The organism is Gilliamella sp. Gris3-2 (genome assembly GCF_001690345.1).
Lineage (GTDB): Bacteria > Pseudomonadota > Gammaproteobacteria > Enterobacterales > Orbaceae > Gilliamella > Gilliamella bombi.
Window position 1 is genome coordinate 22,436 of the sequence record NZ_LZHB01000006.1, and the last position, 25,893, is coordinate 48,328.

At 34.5% G+C, this 25,893-nt stretch carries 27 protein-coding genes, 1 tRNA gene and 1 pseudogene; 20 read left to right on the forward strand and 9 right to left on the reverse strand.

Annotated elements, in window-relative coordinates:
* Window positions 1-238 precede the first annotated feature (238 nt).
* Window positions 239-1,159 carry a hypothetical protein gene (locus tag A9G32_RS01325; RefSeq protein WP_065590448.1) on the forward strand — a complete coding sequence of 307 codons (921 nt, stop codon included), beginning with the start codon at window positions 239-241 and terminating at the stop codon, window positions 1,157-1,159.
* A gap of 249 nt (window positions 1,160-1,408) precedes the next feature.
* On the opposite strand, the gene A9G32_RS01330 is transcribed toward A9G32_RS01325, so the two are convergent.
* Window positions 1,409-1,990, reverse strand: a complete 582-nt coding sequence (locus A9G32_RS01330) for an IMPACT family protein (protein WP_065590447.1) — start codon at window positions 1,988-1,990, stop codon at window positions 1,409-1,411.
* Window positions 1,991-2,049: 59 nt separating this feature from the next.
* On the opposite strand from A9G32_RS01330, the gene nfi reads away from it, so the two are divergent.
* Both nfi and A9G32_RS01340 read left to right on the forward strand, forming a co-directional pair.
* Window positions 2,050-2,715, forward strand: coding sequence for a deoxyribonuclease V (gene nfi / locus A9G32_RS01335; protein WP_411578675.1), 666 nt, complete (start codon window positions 2,050-2,052; stop codon window positions 2,713-2,715).
* Window positions 2,705-3,451: a tRNA1(Val) (adenine(37)-N6)-methyltransferase gene (locus A9G32_RS01340; protein WP_065590445.1), complete on the forward strand. Its 747-nt coding sequence runs from the start codon at window positions 2,705-2,707 to the stop codon at window positions 3,449-3,451. Before nfi ends, A9G32_RS01340 begins: the two co-directional genes overlap by 11 nt.
* A gap of 11 nt (window positions 3,452-3,462) precedes the next feature.
* On the opposite strand, the gene A9G32_RS01345 is transcribed toward A9G32_RS01340, so the two are convergent.
* The 6 genes from A9G32_RS01345 to lolB all read right to left on the reverse strand — a co-directional run bounded on the left by A9G32_RS01345 (window position 3,463) and on the right by lolB (window position 9,464).
* Window positions 3,463-4,872, reverse strand: coding sequence for a basic amino acid/polyamine antiporter (locus tag A9G32_RS01345; protein WP_065590444.1), 1,410 nt, complete (start codon window positions 4,870-4,872; stop codon window positions 3,463-3,465).
* Window positions 4,873-4,923: 51 nt separating this feature from the next.
* Entirely contained in the window at window positions 4,924-5,694 is a 771-nt protein-coding gene (gene ddaH, locus A9G32_RS01350; RefSeq protein WP_065590443.1) for a dimethylargininase, read from the reverse strand.
* A 272-nt stretch (window positions 5,695-5,966) separates the two neighbouring features.
* Window positions 5,967-6,518, reverse strand: coding sequence for an adenine phosphoribosyltransferase (gene apt, locus A9G32_RS01355; protein ID WP_065559991.1), 552 nt, complete (start codon window positions 6,516-6,518; stop codon window positions 5,967-5,969).
* A gap of 172 nt (window positions 6,519-6,690) precedes the next feature.
* Entirely contained in the window at window positions 6,691-7,743 is a 1,053-nt protein-coding gene (locus A9G32_RS01360; RefSeq protein ID WP_065590442.1) for a bifunctional transcriptional activator/DNA repair enzyme AdaA, read from the reverse strand.
* A 246-nt stretch (window positions 7,744-7,989) separates the two neighbouring features.
* A complete protein-coding gene (gene ispE, locus A9G32_RS01365) occupies window positions 7,990-8,832 on the reverse strand; it encodes a 4-(cytidine 5'-diphospho)-2-C-methyl-D-erythritol kinase (RefSeq protein ID WP_065590441.1) in 843 nt (280 codons plus the stop codon).
* 11 nt (window positions 8,833-8,843) lie between these two features.
* Window positions 8,844-9,464 carry a lipoprotein insertase outer membrane protein LolB gene (gene lolB / locus A9G32_RS01370; protein ID WP_065590440.1) on the reverse strand — a complete coding sequence of 207 codons (621 nt, stop codon included), beginning with the start codon at window positions 9,462-9,464 and terminating at the stop codon, window positions 8,844-8,846.
* Between the two features lie 166 nt (window positions 9,465-9,630).
* Between lolB and hemA the strand changes: the two genes are divergently transcribed.
* The 14 genes from hemA (at window position 9,631) to pmrB (ending at window position 21,031) form a co-directional block, all read left to right on the forward strand.
* Window positions 9,631-10,902, forward strand: a complete 1,272-nt coding sequence (gene hemA / locus A9G32_RS01375) for a glutamyl-tRNA reductase (protein ID WP_065590439.1) — start codon at window positions 9,631-9,633, stop codon at window positions 10,900-10,902.
* Window positions 10,903-10,938: 36 nt separating this feature from the next.
* Window positions 10,939-11,196 (forward strand): DUF1289 domain-containing protein, encoded by a 258-nt coding sequence (locus tag A9G32_RS01380; protein WP_065590438.1) that lies wholly within the window; start codon window positions 10,939-10,941, stop codon window positions 11,194-11,196.
* A gap of 116 nt (window positions 11,197-11,312) precedes the next feature.
* Window positions 11,313-11,555 carry a zinc ribbon domain-containing protein gene (locus A9G32_RS01385; protein WP_065575322.1) on the forward strand — a complete coding sequence of 81 codons (243 nt, stop codon included), beginning with the start codon at window positions 11,313-11,315 and terminating at the stop codon, window positions 11,553-11,555.
* A 98-nt stretch (window positions 11,556-11,653) separates the two neighbouring features.
* A tRNA-Leu gene (locus A9G32_RS01390) sits at window positions 11,654-11,740 on the forward strand.
* A 477-nt stretch (window positions 11,741-12,217) separates the two neighbouring features.
* Window positions 12,218-13,162 carry a WYL domain-containing protein gene (locus A9G32_RS01395; RefSeq protein ID WP_065590437.1) on the forward strand — a complete coding sequence of 315 codons (945 nt, stop codon included), beginning with the start codon at window positions 12,218-12,220 and terminating at the stop codon, window positions 13,160-13,162.
* Between the two features lie 60 nt (window positions 13,163-13,222).
* Complete coding sequence (locus A9G32_RS01400; protein ID WP_034914564.1) at window positions 13,223-14,293, forward strand: hypothetical protein; 1,071 nt, start codon at window positions 13,223-13,225, stop codon at window positions 14,291-14,293.
* A gap of 62 nt (window positions 14,294-14,355) precedes the next feature.
* Window positions 14,356-15,927 carry a cobalamin adenosyltransferase gene (locus A9G32_RS01405; RefSeq protein ID WP_065590436.1) on the forward strand — a complete coding sequence of 524 codons (1,572 nt, stop codon included), beginning with the start codon at window positions 14,356-14,358 and terminating at the stop codon, window positions 15,925-15,927.
* On the forward strand, window positions 15,924-16,190 hold the full coding sequence (locus A9G32_RS01410; protein WP_065590461.1) for a YkgJ family cysteine cluster protein: 267 nt from the start codon (window positions 15,924-15,926) through the stop codon (window positions 16,188-16,190). The genes A9G32_RS01405 and A9G32_RS01410 overlap by 4 nt, the downstream gene beginning before the upstream one ends.
* A gap of 113 nt (window positions 16,191-16,303) precedes the next feature.
* Complete coding sequence (locus A9G32_RS01415) at window positions 16,304-17,101, forward strand: DUF3944 domain-containing protein (protein WP_065590435.1); 798 nt, start codon at window positions 16,304-16,306, stop codon at window positions 17,099-17,101.
* Between the two features lie 70 nt (window positions 17,102-17,171).
* On the forward strand, window positions 17,172-17,381 hold the full coding sequence (locus A9G32_RS01420; protein WP_034914571.1) for a hypothetical protein: 210 nt from the start codon (window positions 17,172-17,174) through the stop codon (window positions 17,379-17,381).
* A gap of 876 nt (window positions 17,382-18,257) precedes the next feature.
* On the forward strand, window positions 18,258-18,413 hold the full coding sequence (locus tag A9G32_RS13515) for an integrase core domain-containing protein (RefSeq protein WP_411630497.1): 156 nt from the start codon (window positions 18,258-18,260) through the stop codon (window positions 18,411-18,413).
* Window positions 18,414-18,575: 162 nt separating this feature from the next.
* Window positions 18,576-19,136, forward strand: a complete 561-nt coding sequence (locus A9G32_RS01430) for a phosphatase PAP2 family protein (protein ID WP_065590434.1) — start codon at window positions 18,576-18,578, stop codon at window positions 19,134-19,136.
* 95 nt (window positions 19,137-19,231) lie between these two features.
* A complete protein-coding gene (pmrA, locus tag A9G32_RS01435; RefSeq protein ID WP_065590433.1) occupies window positions 19,232-19,894 on the forward strand; it encodes a two-component system response regulator PmrA in 663 nt (220 codons plus the stop codon).
* A gap of 33 nt (window positions 19,895-19,927) precedes the next feature.
* Window positions 19,928-21,031 carry a two-component system sensor histidine kinase PmrB gene (gene pmrB, locus A9G32_RS01440; RefSeq protein WP_034915454.1) on the forward strand — a complete coding sequence of 368 codons (1,104 nt, stop codon included), beginning with the start codon at window positions 19,928-19,930 and terminating at the stop codon, window positions 21,029-21,031.
* Here pmrB and A9G32_RS01445 read toward each other — a convergent pair.
* Window positions 21,000-21,620, reverse strand: coding sequence for a YrbL family protein (locus A9G32_RS01445; RefSeq protein ID WP_065590432.1), 621 nt, complete (start codon window positions 21,618-21,620; stop codon window positions 21,000-21,002). The genes pmrB and A9G32_RS01445 overlap by 32 nt on opposite strands.
* Before the next feature lie 274 nt (window positions 21,621-21,894).
* Between A9G32_RS01445 and rplM the strand changes: the two genes are divergently transcribed.
* The 3 genes and pseudogenes from rplM to A9G32_RS01460 all read left to right on the forward strand — a co-directional run.
* Window positions 21,895-22,323: a 50S ribosomal protein L13 gene (rplM, locus tag A9G32_RS01450; RefSeq protein ID WP_034901369.1), complete on the forward strand. Its 429-nt coding sequence runs from the start codon at window positions 21,895-21,897 to the stop codon at window positions 22,321-22,323.
* An 11-nt stretch (window positions 22,324-22,334) separates the two neighbouring features.
* Window positions 22,335-22,727 carry a 30S ribosomal protein S9 gene (gene rpsI, locus A9G32_RS01455; protein WP_034915459.1) on the forward strand — a complete coding sequence of 131 codons (393 nt, stop codon included), beginning with the start codon at window positions 22,335-22,337 and terminating at the stop codon, window positions 22,725-22,727.
* Window positions 22,728-23,989: 1,262 nt separating this feature from the next.
* Window positions 23,990-24,949, forward strand: a pseudogene (locus A9G32_RS01460) (reverse transcriptase domain-containing protein); the annotation flags it as partial.
* Window positions 24,950-24,990: 41 nt separating this feature from the next.
* On the opposite strand, the gene A9G32_RS01465 reads toward A9G32_RS01460, so the two are convergent.
* Window positions 24,991-25,815, reverse strand: coding sequence for an IS3 family transposase (locus tag A9G32_RS01465; protein WP_081296703.1), 825 nt, complete (start codon window positions 25,813-25,815; stop codon window positions 24,991-24,993).
* Window positions 25,816-25,893 lie beyond the last annotated feature (78 nt).

Sequence of the window (25,893 nt, forward strand, 5' to 3'; positions counted from 1 at the left end):
TAAAGGAATAGATTATTAAACAATCAAATAAATATAAAAATTAAAATAAATCATTAATTTACTTGACAGGCGAACCGTAATACATTATCATTTTAGCCACCAGACATGGCAAACCTATGTCTTAAATTTATCAAATAAACATACTAGTTGGATTTTTAGCCCCGCCACGTTTATATTTTCAAAGTTATCTTCCAAATTATTATCAAAATTATTCCGAAAATTTCTGTTAGTATTGGTATTGTTATCTTCTTTATGGAGTTTACAGGCATTACCCGTTAAAAATGGTCGAAGGATTAATCGTAGTGATGCCGTAATACTGCCATCGTCACAATGGGGTGAGCTTAAATTTGTAAAGCCCAATCTTGAGCTGGGTGGACTCCATTTTGCTGGCCCTGCTGATATATGGCACCCAGATTATGGGTTCTTAGTTCAATCAACCGATCAGGGATCATATAACCTAAATTTTCCGACAACGGGCGCAAATGGGTTATATTTTGATTTAATCATAAGGGGAGATGCCGATGAATTAACATGGGGAACGCCAATTACGCATGATGGAATTACCGCTACAGTAACAAGAAAAACAAAATGTAATGCCCAATGCGATGTTGAATTTCGCGTTACACTAACAGGTCCAGAGGCAAGAAATCAATGGTTCAATCCTTATTCTAGTCGAATTGCTAGGCCAAGGTTACCGCTGACCTTTGAGTTAGTGGGGAGAGATAGAGAGGGGAACGAGGTAATTAAATATGGATTTGTCCTGCAAAAATGGTTCGTAGTTAGGGGGGCTGAATTATATCACTACCCCGATATGGTAACTTGGTGTAGTGGTTTGGGTTATCGTGTGCCACAGGTTAAGGATCTGACTAACGCTGTTTGTTCTGGTATTGGCTCAGGTCCGAATTGCCAAGGCTCTATCGGCGCTACACCTCCATCAAAAAATAATAATTACCTGCGTACAATAGGTGCTGGATTATTTTCGGAGTGGGGCTTTATGTATCATTACGCTGGTGCGGACTTCGTTGACCAAAACTATTGGACAAGTGACACGACTAGAATAGGGCAGTTTAGTGGTCAGTTTGATGTGGGAGCTAGTAACGGTGATATTTTTTGGTTCAAGACTTCTATTATTAATTATGGTCTTTGCACCACCCCTTAGTTTTTATGACTTAGTTATTAATCTTTATGGTGCTGATGATATTCTGATATTAATAAAGAATAATCAATAAAAGAATAAAATTCCAGTGCGAGGAGGACAGCCAAAATAGCAAAGCCTGAGAGCTTTGCATTTTAATGACTGAAAGTCCAAAAGCACTTTTATTAAAAATTAAACTTGATATAACAAAAGATAGTCAATAAAAAAATTAATCTTTTATAAAATAAAATCAATATTCTACCTGAGTGATTATTATAGTTCAATAATAACTCGTCCACGAGTGATGTCGCTAATATTTTTTTGTAGGAGTTGCGATTTGTCTTTTGTGATAGCGACGTTTACTTTTACACCTTCAGCATCAAACTCTTGATTTTCAACAATGGAATCAAGTTCCTTTAGACGATTTTCGATAATTGGCCATTCGTTATAATAACAGTGAAATTGTAGCGTTATGCGGGCAATGAGTTCAATTAGCTCAGCATGTTGTAAGCAGTGGCTAGCTGAACCGCCATAGGCACGAATTAATCCTCCAGTACCTAATTTTATGCCACCAAAGTAACGAGTTACTACTACAACCACTTGGTCACAATCTTGTCCTTCAATGGCTGAAAGAATAGGGCGACCTGCTGTACTAGTGGGCTCGCCATCGTCATTAAATCGGTATTGTTGTCCAATCTTCCATGCCCAGCAGTTGTGGGTGGCGTTGAGATCGCTTATTTGATTAATAAAGTCGGTGGCTTGTTCAGCTGATGTGACTGGCGCTGCATTGACAATAAAACGACTTTTTTTGATTTCTTCTGTTAACTCGGTAGGATTTGCTAATGTATATGGCATGCTAATTCTGATAAAATCAATCTATTGGAATAATGATACTGAACAGAATAAAAATGTCTATCAATTTAGAACAATTAATGCAAACACAGCAGGCGTTAGCCAAGCAGGTTAAATGCGATGATGACTTTAATCCGTCAATAAATTACGTTGGTGGTACTGATGTCGGTTTTGAAGATAATGGCAAGATTACTCGAGCAGCAATCGTTATTTTGCGCTATCCAACTTTCGAGGTTGTTGAGTATCATATTGCTCGGGTTGAGACAGGGTTTCCTTATATTCCTGGTTATTTGTCTTTTCGAGAATACCCTGCGCTACTTGCCGCTTGGCAGCAGGTAAAACAAAAGCCTGATTTATTGTTAGTTGATGGGCAAGGTGTTGCACATCCTAGGCGTTTAGGTATTGCAAGCCATTTAGGTTTGTTGTTAGATATGCCAACAATTGGTGTTGCTAAAAAAAGGCTTTGCGGTCAATACGAAATATTACCTAAGCAAGCAGGTAATGTAACACCTTTACAAGACAAGCAAGAACAGATTGGTTGGGTTTTATGTAGTAAAAATAATTGCAATCCTTTATTTATTTCAACAGGTCACCGAGTAAGTCAAGATAGTGCTTTAAAATGGGTTAATTTATGCTTGCGGGGCTATCGTTTGCCAGAACCGACTCGCTGGGCTGATGCGATAGCATCTAACAAGCCTTTGTTTAAGAAGTTTATTTATGCAGAATAATTCATTACCGTTAAAAAAAGGTGGCTTTACTTTTAAGCGTTTTTTTGTGGCGCACGATAAAAGTCCAATGAAGGTAACAACCGATAGTTGTTTGTTAGGGGCTTGGGTTCCGATTGATTCGTCTCCGCAAAAGGTACTCGATATTGGCTGTGGTTGTGGTGTAATTGCGTTAATGTTAGCTCAGCGGTTAGAACATGATAGCAGCCAAATTGATGCCATCGATATTGATATGCAGGCGGTAGCACAATGTCAGCAAAATAGCCAACAAGCTGGGTTTACTTCGATTAATGCGATTAATGCTGATATTAATCAATTTCAGCTAAGTTATGCGGTGGGCTATGATTTGATTGTGACTAATCCCCCTTATTTTGAATCTGCCGTTGATTGTCGCAATTCCCAAAGACAGTTGGCACGTTATACCGAATGCTTGAACTTTCAACAGCTTATTGACACAGTTAAGCGCTTACTAAAACCGAAAGGGCAATTTTGTTTAGTTTTACCTTATCATTTATCCAATCAGTTTAGGTTATTATGTGAATCTAATCAGTTATATTTATTCCAACTGATGAATGTTAGATATAGTGCAGATAAAGACTTTTCGTTATCATTATTGGCTTTTTCATTTATCCAGGCTAATAAAATTGATGAGCAGCAATTGTGTATGCGAGATGGTGATGGGCGTTATTCTCAAGACTTCAGAAAGCTATTAGCTGACTTTTATTTATTTCGAAAATAACGCCTAACTAATTAATTTGGTGTTATGTAGAAGTGTAAAATAGCGATGATAGCTAATAGGATGATTGCAATAGCGTACACTTTGTCATGCAAGTAACTAAATGCTGGCAAAGATCGTTCCTTTCTGGCATAAAGGTAAAAACAGAGTCCCATACTATAGAGTATCATCGACAGTAATAAATAAACTGTGCCACCAGCATAAATCAACCATATGCCATAAAGCGATCCTAAAGCGCCAATCATAATTAAGTAGGCTTTACCTTGTTGAACGGCTAATTTAAAAACAAAGAGAGCCGCCAGTAAATAGGGAATAAGCACCATTGAGGTTGATAATTGGATTAATGTGTTGTAGCCAGATTGATAGTAGTGGGCAAGGATAATTAATACGGTTATTAAACATGTTGTTAACCATAATGCGTTGGATGGCGTGCCTGCTTTGTTGAGTTTTCCAAAACAACTTGGTACTGTGTGTTGTGTGCCTTGGCCAGCTAAAAATAGCATTTCGGCCGCTAGCATTAACCATGATAGTAATCCACCACTGACTGACACAATTAAACCAATATTAATTAACGTTGCTCCCCAGCTGCCTACTACATGTTCAATGACAAGTGCCATGGAAGGGTTTTTCATTTGAGCAAGTTCTTGTTGTGGCACAATACCAAGCGATAACACTGATACGCAAACAAGTAATAAGCTGGTAATAGCAAAGCCAAAAAAGGTGGCTCGGCTAATGCTGATGATGTTTTTGGCTCTAGCAGCATACACAGTTGCGCTTTCAATCCCTAAGTAGACCCAAACGGTATAGAGCATGGTGTTTTTTACTTGCTCGATAATTGAGCCTAATTGCGGTGTTCCCCAAAAATCTATCTTAAATGTCGATATTTTAAAGGCAAGGCTAACACAAACAATAAATAAACCAATAGGCACGATTTTCGCTAATGTTACTAGGCAATTTAATAAAAAAGCACGATATATTCCTTTTAATACAAAATAGTGCACTATCCATAAAAATATGATAGCCGTAATAACGGCAGGTAATGTGGTACCATGACCAAAGAAGCTCAAGCAATCAAAAGATCCTAATGCACTAAATAATATCACTAGGTAGCTGGTGCACGACATCCATGCTGATATCCAGTAGCCCCACGCGGCATTAAAGCCGATATAATCGCCAAAACCTTCACGCACATAACCATATAATCCATCATTGATTTTGTAAAATCGAATCGATAAATACTGAAATATCCGTGTTAGCATTAACATGCCAAATAGGGTTATTATCCATGCAATTAAAATAGCGCCAGAGCCCGAACTTTCGGCCATGTTTTGTGGTAGGCTGAAAATACCGCTGCCTACAATACTGCCAACCACTAACAGTGTGAGTGGCAGGATGCCTAGCTTTTTTCTTACCGATGTATTCATATTGTTGTCTTATTATGTGGTTTAGTACGGTTAATATTTAATATAGATCGATTAAAATCTTAGTGACATGCAACTTACGCCACCATCAATCTTTTGATATTCCGATGTATCAACTTCAATAACTTGATAACCAAGTTTTTCTATTTTTGCTTTTGTTGTTGGATAGCCCATTGGCATTATTACGTGATCATTAACCCAAATACAGTTGGCAGCATAACTTTCTTGTTCGGGAATTTCGATAATATTAAAGCGTTGAAACTCTGGTTTAGTTATAAATTCGCCTGCTGCTAATAGGTTATTGTTTTCTAAATAAGCTAAACCTGTTTTTAGATGTAATACTTTTTCAAGCTTAACTACCGAACCAGTTAATCCGTACTTCTCTAAAATAGCTATCATTTGGTTAGCACCAGCTTGGTTGGTTCGAGCAGATAAGCCAATATAGTAGTGGTTTTCAACCATCATTATATCGCCAGCTTCAACGGTGCCTGGTGCGGTGATTCGCTCAACTTTATTGGGATAAAATCGTTCAATGGTGTCTGATATAATTTCGGTTTCTGCTCGGCGACTTTCTGCTCCAGGCCTTGTAATAATTGCACAATATGGGGTACAAAGCACAGCGTCTTCAACAAAGACTGAATCAGGAAAACGTTCGTCGGGTGGTAAAATAGTGATATCAACATCGCACTGTTGTAATGCTCGAATGTAATTATTGTGCTGATCTAAGGCTTTTTGATAATTTGGTTTGCCTAAGTTGGATGATGTTAAACCATTAATTAGTGATTTAGCTGGTGTTCTTGCAATAATATGGTTAAATTTTTTCATTCTATCTATTTCCTTTTGTTTTAAATAATTATGCTTAATTTGTGAATAATAATTCACATTTATGGCTTTATCAAGATGTAAAGTGTATTTTTATTCGTTTTTGGAGGTTTTGTTGGTTTTTTATCTTGATTTATTTAGCTGAATTTAGATAGAGTGGTGGTACATATCTATTTTTTATGCAATGAAAATGACTAACTTATTTTATTTTAGAAAGGAAAGGAGATAAAAGTATTCAAAATAAAAAAAGGCACTAATTGTGCCCTTAATAGTAATTATTCGCCGTCAAAATTAACTAAAGTAAAGCAATCAATTCCCATATCTGTTAACTTTGTTTTGCCACCTAAATCTGGTAAGTTGATTACAAATGCGGCGTTTTCGGCAATGCCACCAGCTTTACGAATTAAATTCGCTGTTGCAGCAATTGTTCCACCTGTAGCAAGTAAATCATCAATAATTAATACTCGTTCACCTGGTTTAATGGCATCAGTGTGAATTTCTAACGTATCTGTACCGTACTCAAGCTGATATTCTTCTTTAAATACGTGGCGAGGCAATTTATTAGGTTTTCGAACAGGAATAAAACCGACACCTAACGCTAACGCAATTGGTGCAGCAAAAATAAAGCCTCGAGCTTCTGTGCCTACTACTTTATCAATTTTTTTATCACGATAATGATCAATTAATAATTCAACAGTGGTTTTAAATGCAGCAGGATCAGCAAGTAAACTTGTGATGTCACGAAACAAAACCCCTTCTTTTGGATAGTTGGGAATAGTAAGAATGCTGTCTTTAATTAATGCAAGTTTTTCTTGTAACTGATTCATCTAAATGCTCTCTAAGTTCTTCTATAAGAGTTGCTAATCTTACATTATATACCTGCAAACTTTTTAGTTGCAACAAAGAAACCGTAATATCATGCTGAAACCTAGCAATACTTATAATTTAAGTAATAAAACTGCCATTACTGTATTTAGCACAGCAATTATAATGGAACAATTAAGAATGTCTTTTTTCATGTTCAATTAACCATCGTTTCCTTTCTAGCCCTCCGCCATATCCCATTAATTCACCATTTGAGCCAATGACTCGGTGGCAAGGTATGATAATTGCAATTCGATTAAATCCATTTGCGCTTGCAACTGAGCGGATAGCATGTGGATTATTGATGTTTTCTGCTTGCTCTTTATAGGTAGTTAGTTTTCCATAAGGGATTTGTTTTAAACTGTCCCAAACAGTTCGCTGAAAATCTGTTCCAGGAGTATGTAATTTAACTGCAAAATATTTTCTTATTCCTTGAAAATATTCATCAATTTCATTTTTAGCTTGAACAATATGGCTATTTTTTCCAAAAATAATTTTTGTATTAAGTTGTGTTTGTAATTGTTTAAATTCTGTTTCTAACATTCGACGATCCACGAATTCTAATAGGCAAATACCTTGATTAGTGGCGCAAATAAACATTGGTCCCAATGGTGTAGTTAGGCGATTAACCAAAATAATTTCGTTATTAGTATTTTGAGATGGGGCATTTTTCATTATTTTTTTGTAAGTGTATCCAAAACCACTTAATGACTCATATCCTGTATCATAAGCGGTATTAATGACATTTTTACCAATTTTAAGCTCTTGAAAGGCATTATTTATTCGATACATCCTTTGATAGGCTTGGAAGGTAATACCATAATTTTTTTTGAACCAGCGTCTGATCGTTTCGGGGCTTATTTGATGCTCTTTTAATATCATATCGGATATTTTTGTTTTAGGATTTTGGGTAATTAATGCGATAGCTTTAATGACTTCTGATGGTGCTGCGTTAGAATTTTCAGTTGGTTTGCAAATTTTACAAGGACGATATCCAGCATCAAGAGCTTCTTTGAAAGTGCTAAAAAATTCTACATTTTCATATTTTGGTTTCTTTGCCCGACAAGTTGCAATACAAAATACCGAAGTTGTTTTAACTCCAGCATAGAATATCCCAATATAGCCTTGGTCTTTTGCAAGTAAAGCCTGATAATATTGTTTTCTTTTGTCTAAATTGGTAATAAGCATAATTTTTAAAATCTTAATTTTAGTTAATTGATAACTGGGTTTTGTAATCTGGTTAGCATATTAAATAAACAGTAAGCATCGCAACCGAAAAATCGACAACTATTTTTATTTTACTGTTTTTATGGTTTATAAATATAATTGGTGATTACCACATTCTATCTTTGTCAAAATGTGGTTATATTTAATATATAAATATTGACGTAATAAAACCTTAACCATTTAATGATTGTTGATTAAGGTTTTTGTTTAATTTGTGAATAAAGGAGAGGTGTTTAACGATTTTGCGACAAAACTATTAACTGATAGTGCTGCATTAAGTTTGCCTTGAATGGCTAATGCTTGTTGCTTTGATTCACATTGGGTAAAAACACATGCACCAGTTCCTGTTAATCGAGTTGTACCATATTGGGAAAGGTAAGTAATTATTTTATCTATTGTTGGATAACGTTTCCTAACTACTTCCTCACAATCATTTTTTAATTCGTTAAACTTCAATGAAAGTAAATCAGTAATGCTTTGAGCTGGCGTATTGCGAGTTAGCTCAGGATCATTAAATATTTCGACTGTTGATATTTCAATATTAGGGCAAGTGACTAAATACCAATATTCAGGAATATCTACAGGGTGAAATTGATCGCCAATTCCTTCGGCAAAAGCCGCATGACCATAAATAAAAATAGGGACATCGGCACCAATTTTTCGTCCTATATCCATTAGTATTTCGGTTGATAAATTAAGTTGCCATAGCTGATTAAGTGCTACTAATACTGTTGCAGCATTAGATGAGGCTCCTCCTAATCCACCACCCATAGGAATTTTTTTATCAATTGTAATATCTACACCTAAATCATTACGGTTGGTATAGGATTTCAATTGTTCAGCAGCAACAACAATTAAGTTTTTATTAACGGGTACATTTGTAAAATCGGTTAATAAGTTAATTTTATTATCTTGACGAACATTAAAGATTAGGATGTCGCAATAATCAATAAATTGAAATAACGTTTGCAAATTATGATAATTGTCAGAACGGCGTCCAGTGATATAAAGGAATAAATTTAATTTAGCAGGTGATAACCACTGTTTCATACTATTATCCTTTATCGTAAAATCCAGTCACTAATTTTTAAGCGAACAACTTCGTCATCATGCGTAAGCTCTATAGTTGCAGGTAAATCTATCTTTTTGTTTTGATAAGTATAAGTAGAGTAACTTGGAATTTTTAATGTCCATTTATTGTTATTTTGTATAAAGACAGTTGAAAGTAATCTTCCTGAACTATCTAACTTGTCAGTATTGATGTTGTCTGAAAATCCTTTTAACCAATTATGCAAAGAATTAAGTGGAATATTTACATTGGATATCTTTTTCATAAGATTTTCAATATTGGTATCTTGGTAATTTCTACCGTCTTTATCAACCAGTTGAGCATAATTAGGTTCGGCGTTTAATGTTAAAATATTGCTACCAATGGGGGAGGTTAATTTAACTTGGTAGTTATCAGTTGATTGTTGAGCTATTAAAAATCGTCCATAATTACGAGATTTATCACTTATGTAAGCTATACTGCCTTTAACTTGAAATGTGTTTATTTGTTTTAGATTTTGTTGGCGGATTTGCCACAGCTGTTCAACCGAAGCGTTGTTTTGAGATTTTGTTATTTGGCAAGCGGTGATAAGTAAAGGTAATATGAAAACAAATATATATCTGATTTTAGACATAAAATAACTCTTAGTTGTTAGTGTTTGTGTCAATAAGTGCAGTATTATAACTGATAATTTACTGAATAAGAAAAAGAACCTTTACTGTTTTTTATGTATAATATGGACGTTTAAGAACTGTTAATAAAATAATATATTTAATAACCTTCAAAAAAGAAGCGATGCAATGTCTATTACAATTTTTGGTGTTAATCATAAAACAGCGCCAGTTGCTTTAAGGGAAAGGCTTGCTTTTCCTAATGAGATTGTCGATAAAGCACTATACAGCTTATACCAACATCCTTTAGTTGATGGGTGTGTTATTTTGTCTACCTGCAATAGAACAGAAATTTATCTTAGTTATGAGCATCAAACCGACTATCTAAGATTAAAACACTCTGTAGAAAGTTGGTTAGGACAATTTCATCATCTTGATGTTGATCTATACCAAAATTCATTTTATTGGTATGACGGTCAACAAGCTGTTGAACATTTGATGTCGGTAGCAAGTGGTTTAGATTCTATGATCATTGGTGAGCCACAAATTTTAGGGCAAGTTAAGCAAGCATATAGTTTTGCTCAAGAACAAAATTGCTTATCTGTTCAATTAAAAAAACTATTTCAAAAAGTATTTCATGTGGCGAAAATTGTCCGTAGTGAAACCAATATTGGCACTAATACAGCATCTGTCGCTTATGCTGCTTGTTTAGTTGCTCGCCATCTTTTTAGTGATACCTCTAATTTAAATATTATGCTTGTTGGTGCGGGTGAAACAATAGAGCTTATTTCACGTTACTTAAAGCCGCATGGATTTAATCAAGTTATTATTGCCAATCGAACCCGTGAAAAGGCATTAAAACTTGCGGTTGATATTGATGCAGAAATCATTTCATTACCTGATATCGCTAATCGACTTAAAGATGTTGATATTGTGATCAGCTCAACAGCGAGTCCTTTACCTATTATAGGTAAAGGCATGGTTGAGCGCACTTTACGAGCTAGAAATTATCGTAAAATGCTGTTTATTGATTTAGCTGTTCCTCGCGATGTCGAGGAAGAGGTTAGTCAACTCAATAATGTGCATCTTTATACTATTGATGACTTACAAAAAACGGTTGAAAGTAATTTAGAGCAAAGAGCTATTGCCGCTAAAGAAGCGCAATATCTTATTCAAGAACAAGCTGAACTTTTCATTGATTGGCTTAAGACTAGACATGCAGTTGCTTATGTTAAGCAGTATCGTAGTAATGCAGAAAGTATTAAGCGCGAGTTACAAATAAAAGCCTTAAATGCCATCAGGCAGGGCGCTAACATCGACGATGTTTTTGCTGAGTTTTCACATCGCTTAACCAATAAATTAATCCACGCACCGACTCAAACATTACTTCATGCAGCTACACATGATTGTGATGACTGTTTTAAAGTATTAAGTAAAGGGTTAGGATTAAAAGAACATTAGTCAATATGTCGTTTTGCTTAAGAAACGAGGAATAAATTGGATCAGATTGAATTTTTTGATATTCCAAGCCCGTGTAAACGAGTTTGTGTAACTGATAAACAAGGCTATTGTATTACTTGTTATCGCTCAAGAGAAGAAAGATTTAGTTGGTTAACCTTGAGTGATAGCCAAAAGCAAAAAGTTTTGCGTTTATGTAAACAACGGGCATTAAAACGCCGTTATCTATTATCAAAACAGCAACGACAACAACAAGACTTAAATCCAGTAACACCTCAATTCGATCTCAATTTCTAAATCTATTTATCTATTTTTAATATATATTGTAATCTTGTTTAACTCAGAGTAGGATTTTTATACATAAAAGATGGCAATTATTTAGTCACCTTTTTAATATTATTGGAATTTAAAATATGAAAATGTGTATTGCATGTGGCATGCCAATGACTGCTATTGCCGATTATCCGTTGCTCGATATGTCTAAAAACTATTGTAAACATTGTGCTCATAAAGATGGCACAATGAAAACATTTGATGAAAAATGGCATGAAGTTACATTACAATATGCTCAAAATCACAATGTTGATAATGCAGTAGCTAAACAAACTGCTTATATAATCCTTAAAAAATTACCTGCATGGAAACGTAGGTGGTAGTTGATTTTTTAGGCAACCAAAACGCTTTACGATAATACCTGTTGCAGATATTGTAAAGCTTAGTATAATGCTAACGTTTACTTATTTACACGTTTAATGCCAGTGTGGCGAAATTGGTAGACGCAGCGGATTCAAAATCCGCCGCCCTTAAAAGCGTGTCGGTTCGAGTCCGACCACTGGCACCAAGTTCACAAAGAACACCAGCTTAAAGCTGGTTTTTTTATGTCTAAAGTCTTATCAAAACTGAGTTCAGCTATATTTAATAAACTAGCTAACTAATCTCTACTGAAATTACATCAAAATAAGCACAAAAAAGATAGAATTGAGTAATATTGATCGAAATAAACGATCAATGATCATTAATTGATCGAAAATTCCGATATGACAATTTTCTCTTATTCATCAATAATTAAATAAAAAAATAATTCTTTTTATTTCTTTTTCCGTAGATAGGAAAAACAATCTGATAATTTAATGCGTAATCAGAATATAACATTATTAATGTAAATGATATCGGATTTTTATTCAGATCAAGCATAAAGTTTAATTTGTAAATTCAGTTAATACTTTAAGTTAAGAAAAGCTATATTATTCTGTAAAAATAATTGATTAAAAATAAAGCAATATTTCTAATTAGGGAAAAGGTTACAATAGGTAAATAGATGATGGGTAGGAAGAAAGATTCAAATGTTAGTGCAGGACAAAAACTGTTGAAAATGTATCACATTTTGCTATCAGATAATAAACCGCATTATCAATCGGATTTAGCTGAAATACTAAACTGTTCTGCTCAAACAGTAATACGACTAGCTGAACAGATCGAGTTATCTTTCCCTGAATGTTTCTGCTCTGGCAAGGAAAAAAATCGTCGTTGGTATAGTCTGCAGATTAATCATAAAAATACACTAGGTTTAAATTATCAGGAATTACGATATCTAAGTTTGTGCCGCGAATTGTCTAAACCCTTTATTCCCCCCGAGATTGGTGAACGTATTGATCAAACATTATTGCATCTTTCTATGTTGTTATTAGAGTTAGATACAAGAGAACACTTTGCAACAAGTACACCTATTGCTTTTTTTACTAAAGGGAAAATTGATTATTCAGAGAAAGTTAACATTATTGAGGACCTATTAAAATGTATTGAAAATAAGACTTTTTGTCATATTCATTACATTGCTAACGGTAATCAACAAGGAAAAAACCACTATTTTGTTCCGCGAAAATTAATTGCAATGAATCATGCCTTATACGTTTATGGCGCAATTTCAAATAACGTTGCGACAGAATTAAAACACAGTACTTGTTTGGCAATTCACCGAATACAAAAGTTAGATTTTATTAATCAAAAAGCCTCTATATCAATAGCTGATCCAATTGAAAATAAAACAATGTTTGGTTTACCTGAACATGAACCTCGTACTTTTTCAATTCAATTTGCCAAATCAGCAGCTGGTTATATTAAAGAAAGAATTTGGTCCGACGAACAAAAAATCGAAGAGATCGAAAATGGTGAAATTATTCTTACTATCACCACATCTAGTGAACGTGAGTTAAACGCTTGGGTTAGAGGGTTTGGAGAGCAAGCAAAAATGATCACATCTTAAGTTTGTTGTAACACAAACATAATATATTTTAATTAACATAAATTTAACGAGGAAATAACAATGGCATTACCTATTATTCTTGCAGGTGCAGCTGCAGTCGCTGCAGCAGTTGGTGGCAAAAAAGCATACGATGGTTATCAACTAAAATCAGAAGCTGATGAAATCTTGGAAAGAACCAAAAGCCGATATAACAAACGAAAAGATGAACTGGATGTATTAAACAAAGTTTCAGAACAGAAATTAGAGCGATTAGGTACATTAGAACTTAATATTGGTAAATCATTTGGTGAATTTAAAAAAATTTCCGACGAATTATTAAAACAATTGAAACAAAATGACAATAAAGATCTTAAGTTATCTGTTCCTAAAGTTAAGATGGATAAAATTGAAGAATATTCTTTTTCTACAGTGGGGTTTTTAGGTACGGTTGCAGCATCTGGTGCAGCGGGAGCAGCTGCAAGTTTTGCGGTATATAGCGGAGTGATGGCTTTTGCAGCTGCTTCAACAGGAACACCTATTGCCGCTTTATCTGGCGTAGCTGCATATAATGCCACTATGGCCGCTATTGGAGGTGGATCACTTGCTGCTGGAGGTTGGGGAATGGCTGGTGGAGCAATGGTTTTAGGTGCTGCAGCCATTGCGCCAATGATTGCTATTGCTGGTTTTGCATATGCAAACCACGCTGAAAAAGCATTAGAAAATGCAAAAAAATCAAGTTCTGAAGCTGACACAGCAATAACAAAAATGGATTTAATTGATAAACATTTATCTAATACAAATAACTATGTGGATAAAATTTATACATCGTTGGAAAAAATCAATCAGACCTTTAATTATTACTTTTCTGCTTTAAAAGAGTTGCATCAAAAGATAGTGGTTCTTGGTTGGGGAGAAGATATTAGCGATAATTCGGAAAAGAGCTTAAGAGTTATTAATAACGGTTATTTATTGGCAGCTATTATGACCGATATTATTACAACCCCACTTTTTAAAATTAAAACAGTATCCGAAGATAGTATTGTTGAAGTCGAAAAAGATAGTGATGGATTCAATATTCTTAATCAAGAAGAATTAGATAATGTATTAATTAACAAAGAAAAAGAATATAAAGATTTTACTCAGGAAATGTAATGATAAAAGCCAAGAATACTTGGCTTTTGTTTTATTGATTATATTAACGAGGACTAAAAATAATGATGAAACAGGAAATGGATTGGGGCGAAGAGTTACATAATACCGTTGTCAAATCTTTGGTAACTTCATTTGGATTAGATTTTTTATTATTTAAAGATAATGTAGGTGGAGATGTTGATACCGTTCATAATGCACGACAAAACATTTACGCAACTGATAGAGAAAGAATAAGAAAGGAACAAAATCCAAAATATGATTCACATGAGTATCATTCTCATGCCAATTATATTGAGACAAATCGACAAGGAAAAAACGCTCATCAAGCAAATACCTTAAAAGATGCTTACACAGGGGAAATATTTGCTCAACATGATAAAAAAAATTTAGATCACGTTATTGCTGCAAATGAAATACATCACGATCAAGGTCGAATATTAGCTGAATTATCAGGAACTGACCTTGCTAATGACAGTAGCAATTTATATTTCACTAATGAAACATTAAATAAGTCTAAGAAAGCAAGTTCAATGTCTGACTTTGTAAACAAACTTCAAAATGAACTCACTCAAACTCGTCAAGAAATAGCTATATTAAAACAGAAAAAATCGTTAACAGATCAAGAAAAAAAGTCATTAGAAAAGTTAGAAAATAAAGAAAAAGCAAACTTCAATAAGATGCTTGAAATAGACAAAAAAGCACGGGCTAAATACGAGAGAACTGTCAATATAGCCTATTATACTAGCAGTAAGTTTGCTAAAGATGTCGCTTATCAATCAGCCCTTTCTGGTTTTAAAATGGGAACAAGACAGATGCTAGGGCTTATTCTTGCTGAGGCATGGTTTGAACTACGCGATCAATTTCCTTCTATTTATGCAAATAATAAATATAACTTTTCTATAAAAAATTTCTTAAATGATGTTAACAATGTATTTAATGCTATATGGGATCGAATAAAATTAAAATTTAAAGATTTTTTTAATTCTTTCAAAGATGGTGCTGTTAGTGGTGCATTATCGAGTGTAACCACTACTGTTACTAATATATTTTTCACTACACAAAAAATGCTTGGAAAAATGATTCGGGAAATGTGGGGGCATATTACGGCAGCTATAAAATTAATCTTTTGCAACCCTAATTCATTACCTTTAGGTCAATTAGTTAAAGAAGTAAGTAAAATTATTAGCGCTGGAATTTCAGTTGTTTGTGGTACTGCTATTTATAGTATCTGTTCGCAATTATTTGCTTTTCCATTCGGTACCGAATTATCTGCATTTTGTAGTGCACTAGCGACTGGTATTTTAACATTAGCATTTAATCACTATCTAGATAAAGGGACTCTTCCTCAAAAAATTTGGGCTTTTTTGGATAAATTTAAAGATAAATACGAAAGAACTCTCGATTTTTTTAAAGCTGTAAATACTGAGTTAGATAATTACTTAAAAGAGTTAGCAAGGCTAGAGTTCAATATGGATACGCAACAATTAGCGTCGTTTACATTGCATCTCACCACGACCAATGATGAACTAGAACGTAGCTTTCTGTTAAAAGAAGAAGTAACTCGTCGTGGCATTAAATTACCATTTGAAGCTGGTAATCTTGAGTCAGTAAATTCATGGTTAAAATCATTATGAGTAATTCCCCCCAGTTTCCTTGTTATCAATGTGGAGCTTGTTGTTGCAATGTTAATCGCTCGAAAGAAACGCTATTTCTTGATAGTGGTAATGGGGTATGTCGCTATTATGACCATCAAACAAAATTATGTACCATTTATGAAACAAGGCCAGATATCTGCCGTGTAGATAAACAATATCAGCTCAATTATAAAAATAAATATAGTTGGGCTGAGTTTATCGAGATAAACACTATTGCATGCAAAATTTTGAATTCAAAATAACAAATGAACCAGTAATAAAAAATTAGAACGAAAACACCTTAAATTCCTCATGAAGGAAATTCTGATTGCTATAGTGTTGTAATCATAATTAATAATTAATAAGGGGAGTATAAATGGCTATTTATAGAGATGATTCAGACCTAGTTTTTTTAAAACAATGTACTAATGAAGATTTAGAATTATTGGTTTCTATATTGACTGTTGATCCTAAGGATAATACCCTTCGGTTTACCGAAACATTAACAAGCGATGCAAGTTATAAACGACATTATCCTAACCATCAATTATATTGGAAATCTATAGCTGCAGAGCTTCAAACATTTGGTGCAAATTCAGGAATGAATTTATTAAGGCAAGGTAAAGGGGTATGTTATCGTGAAATATTAATAGATGTATGCAATAAAACTAACACAATATTGAATGAACCATCATCTTTTTTTATTGAGAAAATTGAAGATGCTTTATTAAATTCACTTCTCAAGCAATCATTAGAAAATATAAGTCAAAAAGACCTTAAAAAGATAGCAGCAGAATTGGGTAATGTTAATTCTAAAGTTACACCATCCACGGTAATGATGGGGATTCAAAATTTTATGACTTCGTCTTCTTTAATTTCAAATTATTTAATATTTAGCATTTTAAACAATTTTGGTTTTAAATCAGGAAATATAATGACAGTAATGTTACCAAGACCTTATCCGAGGCGATATCAGGAATTAGTATTATCTATTTGTTTGGCAATAAACCATTTATGGTTACTATTTAATGTTACAGGACCAGCTTATCGTGTAACAATTCCAGCTTGTTTATATATAGCAACCTTAAGAAAAAAATACAATGATGCAAAAATAACGAATCATATATTAAAAAATAATATAGATCTTAAAAAAATGATGGGAAAATATCTTTAACAAAAGTTTTTTATTTTTCTAATTAAAGTTGTGCTTATCTATTTAGCTATAAAACAATAAGGAGTTATACATGTCAATTTTTAAATTAATTAGTGTGGGTTCTGGGCTTCTTTTAACAACAGCAGCAGTATATACTGCGCAAGATAAAATAGCAAAAGCGTGTGAAGAAGATGAAGATCTTAAATCAATAAAAACAGAAGGGCGAGTATTAGCTAGTTTTGTAACCTCGGTTATTGTTGGTGGAGTTGTTAATAAGCTTATTAATCGCGTTTTTAATTAGTTGTAGGAAAAGACTGGATAGGCCACCAGACCTATCCTAAATTTTGTATATTTAATAGTTAAAGGTGACAGTTAATTCTGTCACCAAATTTTATAATAAACCAACTGATCTATCTTGTGCACAAGACCGATATTTGTTATCTAGATCAATAATATCGGCTTCAGTAGCTAGAAATGTGATAGCAATGTGAGGATTTTTCGCATTGTTTACAGTAATTTGATACAGTACTGTATTGAATATACATAAAAAACTAACGCCTTATTACAGACAAGAGATATGGCGCTTATATCATAAAGAAAAAATAACGGTCACTGATTTGGCAAAACGCTTTATGGTCAGTCGGCCTACCATTTATAATGTACTAAAGAAAGCCCGATTGAAGCTTTTTGTGCCTTTAACCAGTAAGAATGAACGTTATAAAACCATTCGTTATGGAATTAAACGTCTGGTTAAAGTCGAAAAATCGATTGAAGATAAATTAAGACGGCAAGCTAAACGCTATAACAAAACCTATCCGGGAGAAATGCTACACGTTGATACCAAACGTTTACCTTTACTTAAAAATGAAACGAAACAGCAAACTAGAGAATATTTATTTGTCGGTATTGATGATTTTTCACGTGAGCTTTATGCGGGTATTTACCCTGATAAATCCCAATTTAGCTCGGCACAGTTTTTACAAAATGATATATTAGCCCAATGTCCTTATACCATTGAATGTATTTATTCCGATAATGGACGTGAATATCAAGGCACCAGCGAACACCTATTTGTTAAAACGTGTAACAACCATCGTATCCATCAAGAATTCACGAAACTAGTCTGTCCACAAACGAATGGGAAAGCTCAAAAGAGTGATACGAACTTTGAATTGCGATGTGGCATAATCAGCATATATTTAGTAATTCAAAAGATAGAAAACAAAAGCTTAAACGATTTATTAATTTTTATAATACCGTTAAACCACATAAAGCGATTTCAGGGAAAACGCCTTATGAGTTTTTAGAGGATTATTTTAACCATGAAGTGTAAAAAACTCTGCGTTTTCCTACACTTTATTTAAATGACGAATTTAAATCTAAAAGTACATCAAATTTTACATTTATCTGATTACTGAATAAGTTTATATTAAGGTTCTCTTAAGGTTTATACGTTAAATTATTAATAATTTGGGTGAATCTAGAGAGATAGCTTATGTGGCATGATTTTAATACGCAAATTTTTTTATTAATAAACGCTTCAGATCATGCATCTAAATCATTTGTCTTTTTTGCTATTTTTTGTGCTAAATATTTGGTTTACCTATCTGTTATTATTATGGTAATCGGTTGGTGTATTCGGCCTATTTATAGGCAATTAATTTTAAAAATAGTATTTAGTTTAGGGTTAGCATTATTAGTTACTTTTGTTATTCGTTATTGTTTTTATTCTCCACGCCCTTTTGAGGTTAAAGTTGGTACTAATTATCTTTTTCATGACAAAACAAGTTCTTTACCGAGCCAACATGCGGTATTTGTGTGGACGATGTTTTTTGCTGTTTTTTTTGATAATGCATATCGCTTTAGAACAGATCTATATTTATTGGCTTTAATTGCTGTACTTGTATGTTGGAGTCGTATATATCTAGGGATTCATTGGCCATTAGATATTATTGTCGGATTTATTTTAAGTATATTATCGGCGTATTTAATTAATAAAAATTGGATAAGTATTAACAAGTTTCTTAATAAGTATGTTCTTATTGAGCGCAATTAATAGCTTTAGATATGTAACGTGAAGTATATAATTACTGATAATTATACGATTGAGAATTCTTAGTGATTCCAACATTTATATAAGGTAAATCATCAATGAAAATATTAATTGTTGAAGATGATAGCTTGCTACAGAAAGGTTTATACGATGGTATAACGTCAAATGGTTATGTTTGTGAAGTTGCTACAAATGGTAAACAAGCTGAAGATTATATTCAATTTGGGCAGTTTAGTTTAATTATACTCGATTTAGGATTACCTGATTGTGATGGACTTGACTTACTGATTCGCTGGCGAAAAAATCATATTTCAACGCCAGTTTTGATTTTAACTGCACGCGATACCATAGAAGATAGAGTAGAAGGTTTAGATAATGGTGCCGACGATTATTTGATTAAACCTTTTGCTTTAACTGAATTATTAGCTAGAGTAAGAGCGTTAATTCGTCGAGATCAAGGTACCGCAGATAATCTTATCAGTTATGGTCCTATTACTATTGATATAAAACAACAAAAAGCGACTGTTAATAACCAAGAAGTAGTGTTAACACCAAAAGAGTTTATTGTATTATCTCGATTAATGCTAAAAGCTGGCGAAAAGGTCCACCGTGACTTATTGCAAAATGATCTTTATGATTGGCAGAGTGACCCTAGCTCAAATGTTTTGGAAGTGTATATTCACGGGTTACGTAATAAATTGGGTAAAAATTTTATTCGTACAGTACGAGGTTATGGTTATCAACTTAATGATGGATGTTGATAACTCGATTAATTTAAATTAGATAATTAAATTATGATTTCAGAATCACTTAGTAATATACGCCACAGTATTCGTTGGAACCTATTTTTTACTTTGGGTTCTATCATGTTGGTTTGTCAGATTATTACTGTCCTTTGGTTATGGCACGAAAGTAAAGAACAAATAGATGTATTGGTTAATTTGACTCTAAGTCAAAATAAAATTGATGAAGTTGTTGAAGAAGAAGAATTAGAAGCGATTTTTGTTTTGTTTTGTTCAGCCTTTTCTATGATGGCAGTAACACTATTTTTAGCGTACAAAGCGATCAAGTGGATCACAAAACCGTTGGAAATTTTAGAGAAAGATCTTAATCAACGTACTGAAGAGAACCTAAAACCCATTGCGCCAATTAGCAATATGCGTGAAATTAAATCGATTACATCTGTATTGAATAATCTTTTTATTAGGCTGAGTACAACATTATCTCAAGAACGTCTTTTTACCGCCGACGTAGCGCATGAAATGAGGACACCTTTAGCAGGCATTCGTTTACATCTAGAATTGTTAGAAAATAACAATAACATTGATTGCACAGAGTTAATTGATCGTATAGATCGATTAGTCAGTACTGTAGAACAGCTATTAATGCTTGCTCGAGCTAGTCAAAAGTTTACTGTAGGACAGTATCAACATATTAATTTTTATAATGATATTATGATTCCACTGTCTGATGAACTAACAGAATTGACTTCACAAAAACAGCAACAGCTTGAATGGTATTTGACTGATAAAGACCTTATTTTTAATGGTGATGCAACCTTAATAAGACTATTAGTACGTAATTTAGTTGAAAATAGTTATCGCTACAGTCCTGAGAACACTAAAATTGTGGTAAGTTGTTACAAAATTAAAAAAGATATCATTATTACTGTAGAAGATGAAGGTAATGGCATTGATGAGTCTAAAAGCGAAAAACTGACCCAAGCCTTTTTTCGTATGGATCGCAAGCATAATGGTATTGGGCTTGGTTTAAGTATAGTCAACCGTATTGCTAAATTACATCAAGGTCTATTTACCTTAAAAAATAGACCTAATAATGTAAAAGGTGCTATTGCACAATTGAGGATTACTGATTCACTTCGTCAACTAAACGAGTGATTAATTTATTGTTGCTATTTTCTTTAATAATGGATGTTAAAAAACGTTGCCAAGTTCGTTCAATTTTGGCTTTAGCAAAAAAAGGAATGTAATTGGCAATAGGAATAAGAGTTGAATTACCGATATTATCGATAATAATTAAGCGACTTTTATCTGCACTTAAGTGTTGAAACAAAATATTTTTGCTTTTTATTGTCATTGTAATAATACGATCTTTTAATAGGGCTGATTTTAAATTTCTTAATGAAGTAACTAAATCATCATAATATTGCTTAGTTAATTTTTTATCAGCGAGGTATTTTTCAAGTGGTATAGCTACTTCACCGGTATAATCTCGGATGAGTTGGAAAACATGGCCTTTGCCATAATTAGTTGAAACTGGACCGTAATATTTTGCTATTGCATCGAATGAAACATTACGTCTAATTAGATGTTTATAATAAGAAATTTCTCGATTAGTTTCTTCTTCAGCACCAACATTATAATTCACTTTGATACACTTATTGGGATCATTTGGATGACGATAACATTTTCGGTGCAATCCTCTGCTAATATAATCTTCTATTGAAAGTTGAATTGTATTGCTCATTTATTTAAATATTTTGTTATTTAATGTTGATTTTAGTTTATCAGTAAGCGTTCCTTCTCGCTATGATTTTTTATTTTTACTCTAGCGCTTTTATAAAATTTCTGTATAATATTGCCACCCACGTTACGACAACGTTCTTCCCAACGTTGTTTTCGGTTGTCAATATTAGTATAACCACTCGAAGGGGTGAGTTAATTAATGGTAACAATCAAAAAGTGTAAATAAATCAAATAATTTATTAACGTGAGATTAATTAAAAATTGGATAATTACGAATGAGTACTTTTTCAGCTAAACCAGAAACAGTTAAACGCGACTGGTATGTTGTTGATGCAGCAGGTAAAACGTTAGGTCGTTTAGCTACTGAAATCGCAAGCCGTTTGCGTGGTAAACACAAAGCAGAATACACACCACATGTTGATACAGGTGATTATATTATCGTTATCAATGCAGAAAAAGTTGCTGTAACAGGCAAAAAACGCACTGATAAGATCTATTATCGTCATACTGGCTACATCGGTGGACTTAAAGAAGCGACTTTTAAAGAGATGATTGAGCGCCATCCTGAACAAGTCATCGAAATTGCTGTAAAAGGCATGTTACCGAAAGGTCCTCTTGGTCGTGCAATGTACCGTAAACTAAAAGTTTATGCTGGTAGTGAGCACAATCATGCGGCACAACAACCGCAAGTATTAGATATTTAAGGGGATAAAAGATGGCTGATAATCAATATTACGGTACAGGTCGCCGCAAAAGTTCTGCTGCTCGTGTATTTATCAAACCAGGTAGTGGTAACATCGTTATTAACAAGCGTTCTTTAGAGCAATACTTTGGTCGTGATACAGCTCGTATGGTTGTTATGCAACCGTTAGAGTTAGTTGAAATGACTGACAAACTTGATCTTTATATCACTGTTAAAGGTGGTGGTATTTCAGGTCAGGCTGGTGCGATTCGTCACGGTATTACTCGTGCGTTAATGGAATATGATGAAACTTTACGTTCTGCGTTACGTCAAGCAGGTTTTGTTACTCGTGATGCACGTCAAGTTGAACGTAAAAAAGTGGGTCTACGCAAAGCTCGTCGTCGTCCTCAATTCAGCAAACGTTAGGTGCGACAAGGTCGTGCTTACCACGCCTAACTTATTGATTTTTATCAATATTTTAGGTGGATACTTAGGGTCAAAAGCCCTAAGTGTCTCTACACAGTATCTAAGTAGGACATTATATATAGTGTCCGAAAGGATGCTGTGTATATAACCCTCCAAAGGTACAGTTGGTAATAAAATCTAGTTGAGATACCTCAACTATTATAGAGAACTAACTCTCTTTAGACATTTCAATTAATCATATCTGATAAATTCTGGTACTTTCCAACAGGATGCAATAGATATTATTGTAATCGTAGAAGGAGAGGAGAGAATCCAATCAGCATATAGTTTAAGCTGAAATTGATGAAGTGTGTGTAGTGATAAGTGCAAAAGCTGTTATTATCATTGTTGAATCAGGATTGCAGTAGTATAAGCAAGAATGAGAGTTCAACCTGTTATATGGCTAACAGTAGTCTAGGGATAGTGCGAGACTGGCGACGGTCTGGTGCGGAGCTTACTGACAATGTACCCCCTTGAGGAATAGCAAGGTTAATGATTATCGTGAGGTAACATTAAGTAATGGCAAGTAGTATGCCATGAGGGGCTAGACTGGGTAGACAGATGAACGTAAAGTGAATAGATGATAAACGTCGTAAGGCTGAAAAAGCCAAAACTACTGATAGGCTTTGACCAAAAGGTAATATAGTCGGATATTCTCGTTTAACGTGGGAATACGTCATCAATATGACTATCGGCGAACAGTCTACATCTTAACTACTCGTGTGATAATAACGGAACTTGGTAAGCCTGTACGTTTGCCGTCCACAATTCAGCAATCGTATTATATAGAGCGCAAAATTGGGGATTGGCAGGCAGAGCGTAAGTAATGCTGTTAAACGTGCAGGTAAAGGAGGTTAGAGAAAGCGAATGATTGGCTGTAATGGCTGATATAGGGTATGAAATATGACCTAACTCGAAAGGGTGCAGACTTCTAACTGGTCTTTCGTCGCAAGATGTTAGGCTAATCCTTTGGTGGGTAATTTCTAATGGAATTATTTTAGGCGAGGGATGAGCTAGCGAAATGCTGAGCAGTTGTGGCTATCGGGAAAATAGTCCACCTGTGAACATTCGCCAAGCTCAAAACTCAAACATTAACCGTGTTACAGAGTGGTAGAGTTATTTGATTTACTGAATAACTGCCACCAGTAGCGTGGGTAGCTACGTTGGCGGTTATTCAACCAGAATCAAGTAATTTCTGCTACTTCTTGTATCAAGAGGTAAGTATGAAAGAGCAAAATCATGATAGCAAAAAAGTAGCACGTGGTCTAGCTCCAGCGGCCTCTGACATGGCGAAGCAATGGCACAATATCGATTGGGTCAAAGCAACAAGGCATGTTAAAGGATTGCAGAGTCGGATTGCGAAAGCGACACTTGAAAATGATTGGCGCAAGGTTAAACGCTTGCAAAGATTATTGACACGCTCAACTTATGCTAAGCAATTAGCGGTAAGGCGAGTGACTGAAAATAGAGGTAAAAGGACGGCAGGTGTTGATAAGGTAACTTGGAGCACCGCTGAGGCAAAATGGAAAGCGATTGCAACGTTAACAAATAAAGGATATAAACCGCAACCATTAAGGCGGGTTTATATTCCTAAGTCTGACGGGAAGAAACGCCCTTTGGGTATTCCGACCATAAAAGACAGGGCAATGCAAGCACTCTATTTATTTGCCCTACAGCCTGTTTCGGAGACAACGGCGGACAAAGGCTCTTATGGTTTTCGTATTAATCGTTCAACGGTCGATGCGATAACCCATATACATCGAATATTCTCACACAAGGGGCGGAAAACTAACCAACCTGCGCAGTGGGTATTAGATGCAGATATCAAGGGCTGTTTTGACCACATTAGCCATGATTGGTTAATAGCGAATATTCCAATGAATAAACGGATATTAACGAAGTGGTTAAAATCGGGTGTTGTTGACATGGGGCAGGTGAAGATGACTGAGGCGGGCACACCGCAAGGTGGGATTATCTCGCCAACGCTAGCCAACATGGCGTTAGACGGCTTGGAAAAAGAGCTAGCCAATCACTTTGGTGAGAAAGCGAGCAGGAAAATCAGGCAACATAAAACGTACATGGTTAGGTATGCAGACGACTTTATTATTTCAGGGATTTCAAAAGAATTACTGGAAGAAAAGGTCATTCCTGTAGTGGAGGAATTTCTCAAAGAGAGAGGACTAATGTAAATACCCCAAACTTAGTACACAACTCACGTAGAAAATCATGCTGCTTGTTTTAGTGTTTTATACTCAATCGGTGTCATGTTATTTAATGCCTCATGTGGTCTTTCGGTATTATAAATCATTAACCATTCTTCAGTTATTCTCCTTGCTTGTGCTAAATTGTTAAAAAGATATAAATCGAGTACTTCAGTACGATAGGTACGATTAAATCGTTCAATATAGCCATTTTGATAAGGACTACCGGGCTGGATATAATCAATGGTTATATTATGTGATTTAGCCCAGTTTATAAAGGTTTTTCCTGTAAATTCTGGCCCATTATCGACCCGTATTTTTAATGGATACCCATGATATTCGGCCAGTTTATCTAAGTAACGGGTAATCCTTCCTGCTGGTAAGCTTACTGCAATATCAATCCCTAACGCCTCACGATTAAAGTCATCGATAACATTGAATGTCCTAAAGCGACGCTGATTACGACTACTGTCACTCATAAAATCCATTGACCAACATTCACCTTGTTTATTGGGTGCTGATAGTCTTTCTGGGCTTCGTGGAGGAATGCGCTGTTTACGCTTTATCCTGAGATTAAGCTTTAATTGGCAATACACCCGATACACCCGTTTATGATTCCATTTATAGCCGAGCTTTTTGATACGATTAAAACATTTAGGAAAGCCCCAGCGTAAATGCCGGTCTGTGATAGCATTCAATACCGAAACAATCACCGAATCATCCTGTAACTTAGGTTGATAATAGTAAGCACAACGGCTTAAGCCAACAATGGCACAACTCATAGCAATAGTAACTGAATGATTTTGTTGTAGTTGCTGTGCCCACGTTTTACGTGCCTTTGCGGGCACTAAAGCTTTTTTATTATTTCTTCCTGCAGCTGGGATTTTAAGCTCAGTTCGGCAAACATCTGCTTAAGCTTGCGGTTT

Excerpts from the sequence above, each read along its gene's own strand:
- A9G32_RS01330 (WP_065590447.1), bottom strand. The coding sequence starts at position 1,990 with ATGCCATATACATTAGCAAATCCTACCGAGTTAACAGAAGAAATCAAA.
- A9G32_RS01340 (WP_065590445.1), top strand. The coding sequence starts at position 2,705 with ATGCAGAATAATTCATTACCGTTAAAAAAAGGTGGCTTTACTTTTAAG.
- A9G32_RS01345 (WP_065590444.1), bottom strand. The coding sequence starts at position 4,872 with ATGAATACATCGGTAAGAAAAAAGCTAGGCATCCTGCCACTCACACTG.
- ddaH (WP_065590443.1), bottom strand. The coding sequence starts at position 5,694 with ATGAAAAAATTTAACCATATTATTGCAAGAACACCAGCTAAATCACTA.
- apt (WP_065559991.1), bottom strand. The coding sequence starts at position 6,518 with ATGAATCAGTTACAAGAAAAACTTGCATTAATTAAAGACAGCATTCTT.
- A9G32_RS01360 (WP_065590442.1), bottom strand. The coding sequence starts at position 7,743 with ATGCTTATTACCAATTTAGACAAAAGAAAACAATATTATCAGGCTTTA.
- ispE (WP_065590441.1), bottom strand. The coding sequence starts at position 8,832 with ATGAAACAGTGGTTATCACCTGCTAAATTAAATTTATTCCTTTATATC.
- lolB (WP_065590440.1), bottom strand. The coding sequence starts at position 9,464 with ATGTCTAAAATCAGATATATATTTGTTTTCATATTACCTTTACTTATC.
- hemA (WP_065590439.1), top strand. The coding sequence starts at position 9,631 with ATGTCTATTACAATTTTTGGTGTTAATCATAAAACAGCGCCAGTTGCT.
- A9G32_RS01385 (WP_065575322.1), top strand. The coding sequence starts at position 11,313 with ATGAAAATGTGTATTGCATGTGGCATGCCAATGACTGCTATTGCCGAT.
- A9G32_RS01395 (WP_065590437.1), top strand. The coding sequence starts at position 12,218 with ATGATGGGTAGGAAGAAAGATTCAAATGTTAGTGCAGGACAAAAACTG.
- A9G32_RS01400 (WP_034914564.1), top strand. The coding sequence starts at position 13,223 with ATGGCATTACCTATTATTCTTGCAGGTGCAGCTGCAGTCGCTGCAGCA.
- A9G32_RS01405 (WP_065590436.1), top strand. The coding sequence starts at position 14,356 with ATGATGAAACAGGAAATGGATTGGGGCGAAGAGTTACATAATACCGTT.
- A9G32_RS01410 (WP_065590461.1), top strand. The coding sequence starts at position 15,924 with ATGAGTAATTCCCCCCAGTTTCCTTGTTATCAATGTGGAGCTTGTTGT.
- A9G32_RS01415 (WP_065590435.1), top strand. The coding sequence starts at position 16,304 with ATGGCTATTTATAGAGATGATTCAGACCTAGTTTTTTTAAAACAATGT.
- A9G32_RS01420 (WP_034914571.1), top strand. The coding sequence starts at position 17,172 with ATGTCAATTTTTAAATTAATTAGTGTGGGTTCTGGGCTTCTTTTAACA.
- A9G32_RS13515 (WP_411630497.1), top strand. The coding sequence starts at position 18,258 with ATGTGGCATAATCAGCATATATTTAGTAATTCAAAAGATAGAAAACAA.
- A9G32_RS01430 (WP_065590434.1), top strand. The coding sequence starts at position 18,576 with ATGTGGCATGATTTTAATACGCAAATTTTTTTATTAATAAACGCTTCA.
- pmrA (WP_065590433.1), top strand. The coding sequence starts at position 19,232 with ATGAAAATATTAATTGTTGAAGATGATAGCTTGCTACAGAAAGGTTTA.
- pmrB (WP_034915454.1), top strand. The coding sequence starts at position 19,928 with ATGATTTCAGAATCACTTAGTAATATACGCCACAGTATTCGTTGGAAC.
- A9G32_RS01445 (WP_065590432.1), bottom strand. The coding sequence starts at position 21,620 with ATGAGCAATACAATTCAACTTTCAATAGAAGATTATATTAGCAGAGGA.
- rplM (WP_034901369.1), top strand. The coding sequence starts at position 21,895 with ATGAGTACTTTTTCAGCTAAACCAGAAACAGTTAAACGCGACTGGTAT.
- rpsI (WP_034915459.1), top strand. The coding sequence starts at position 22,335 with ATGGCTGATAATCAATATTACGGTACAGGTCGCCGCAAAAGTTCTGCT.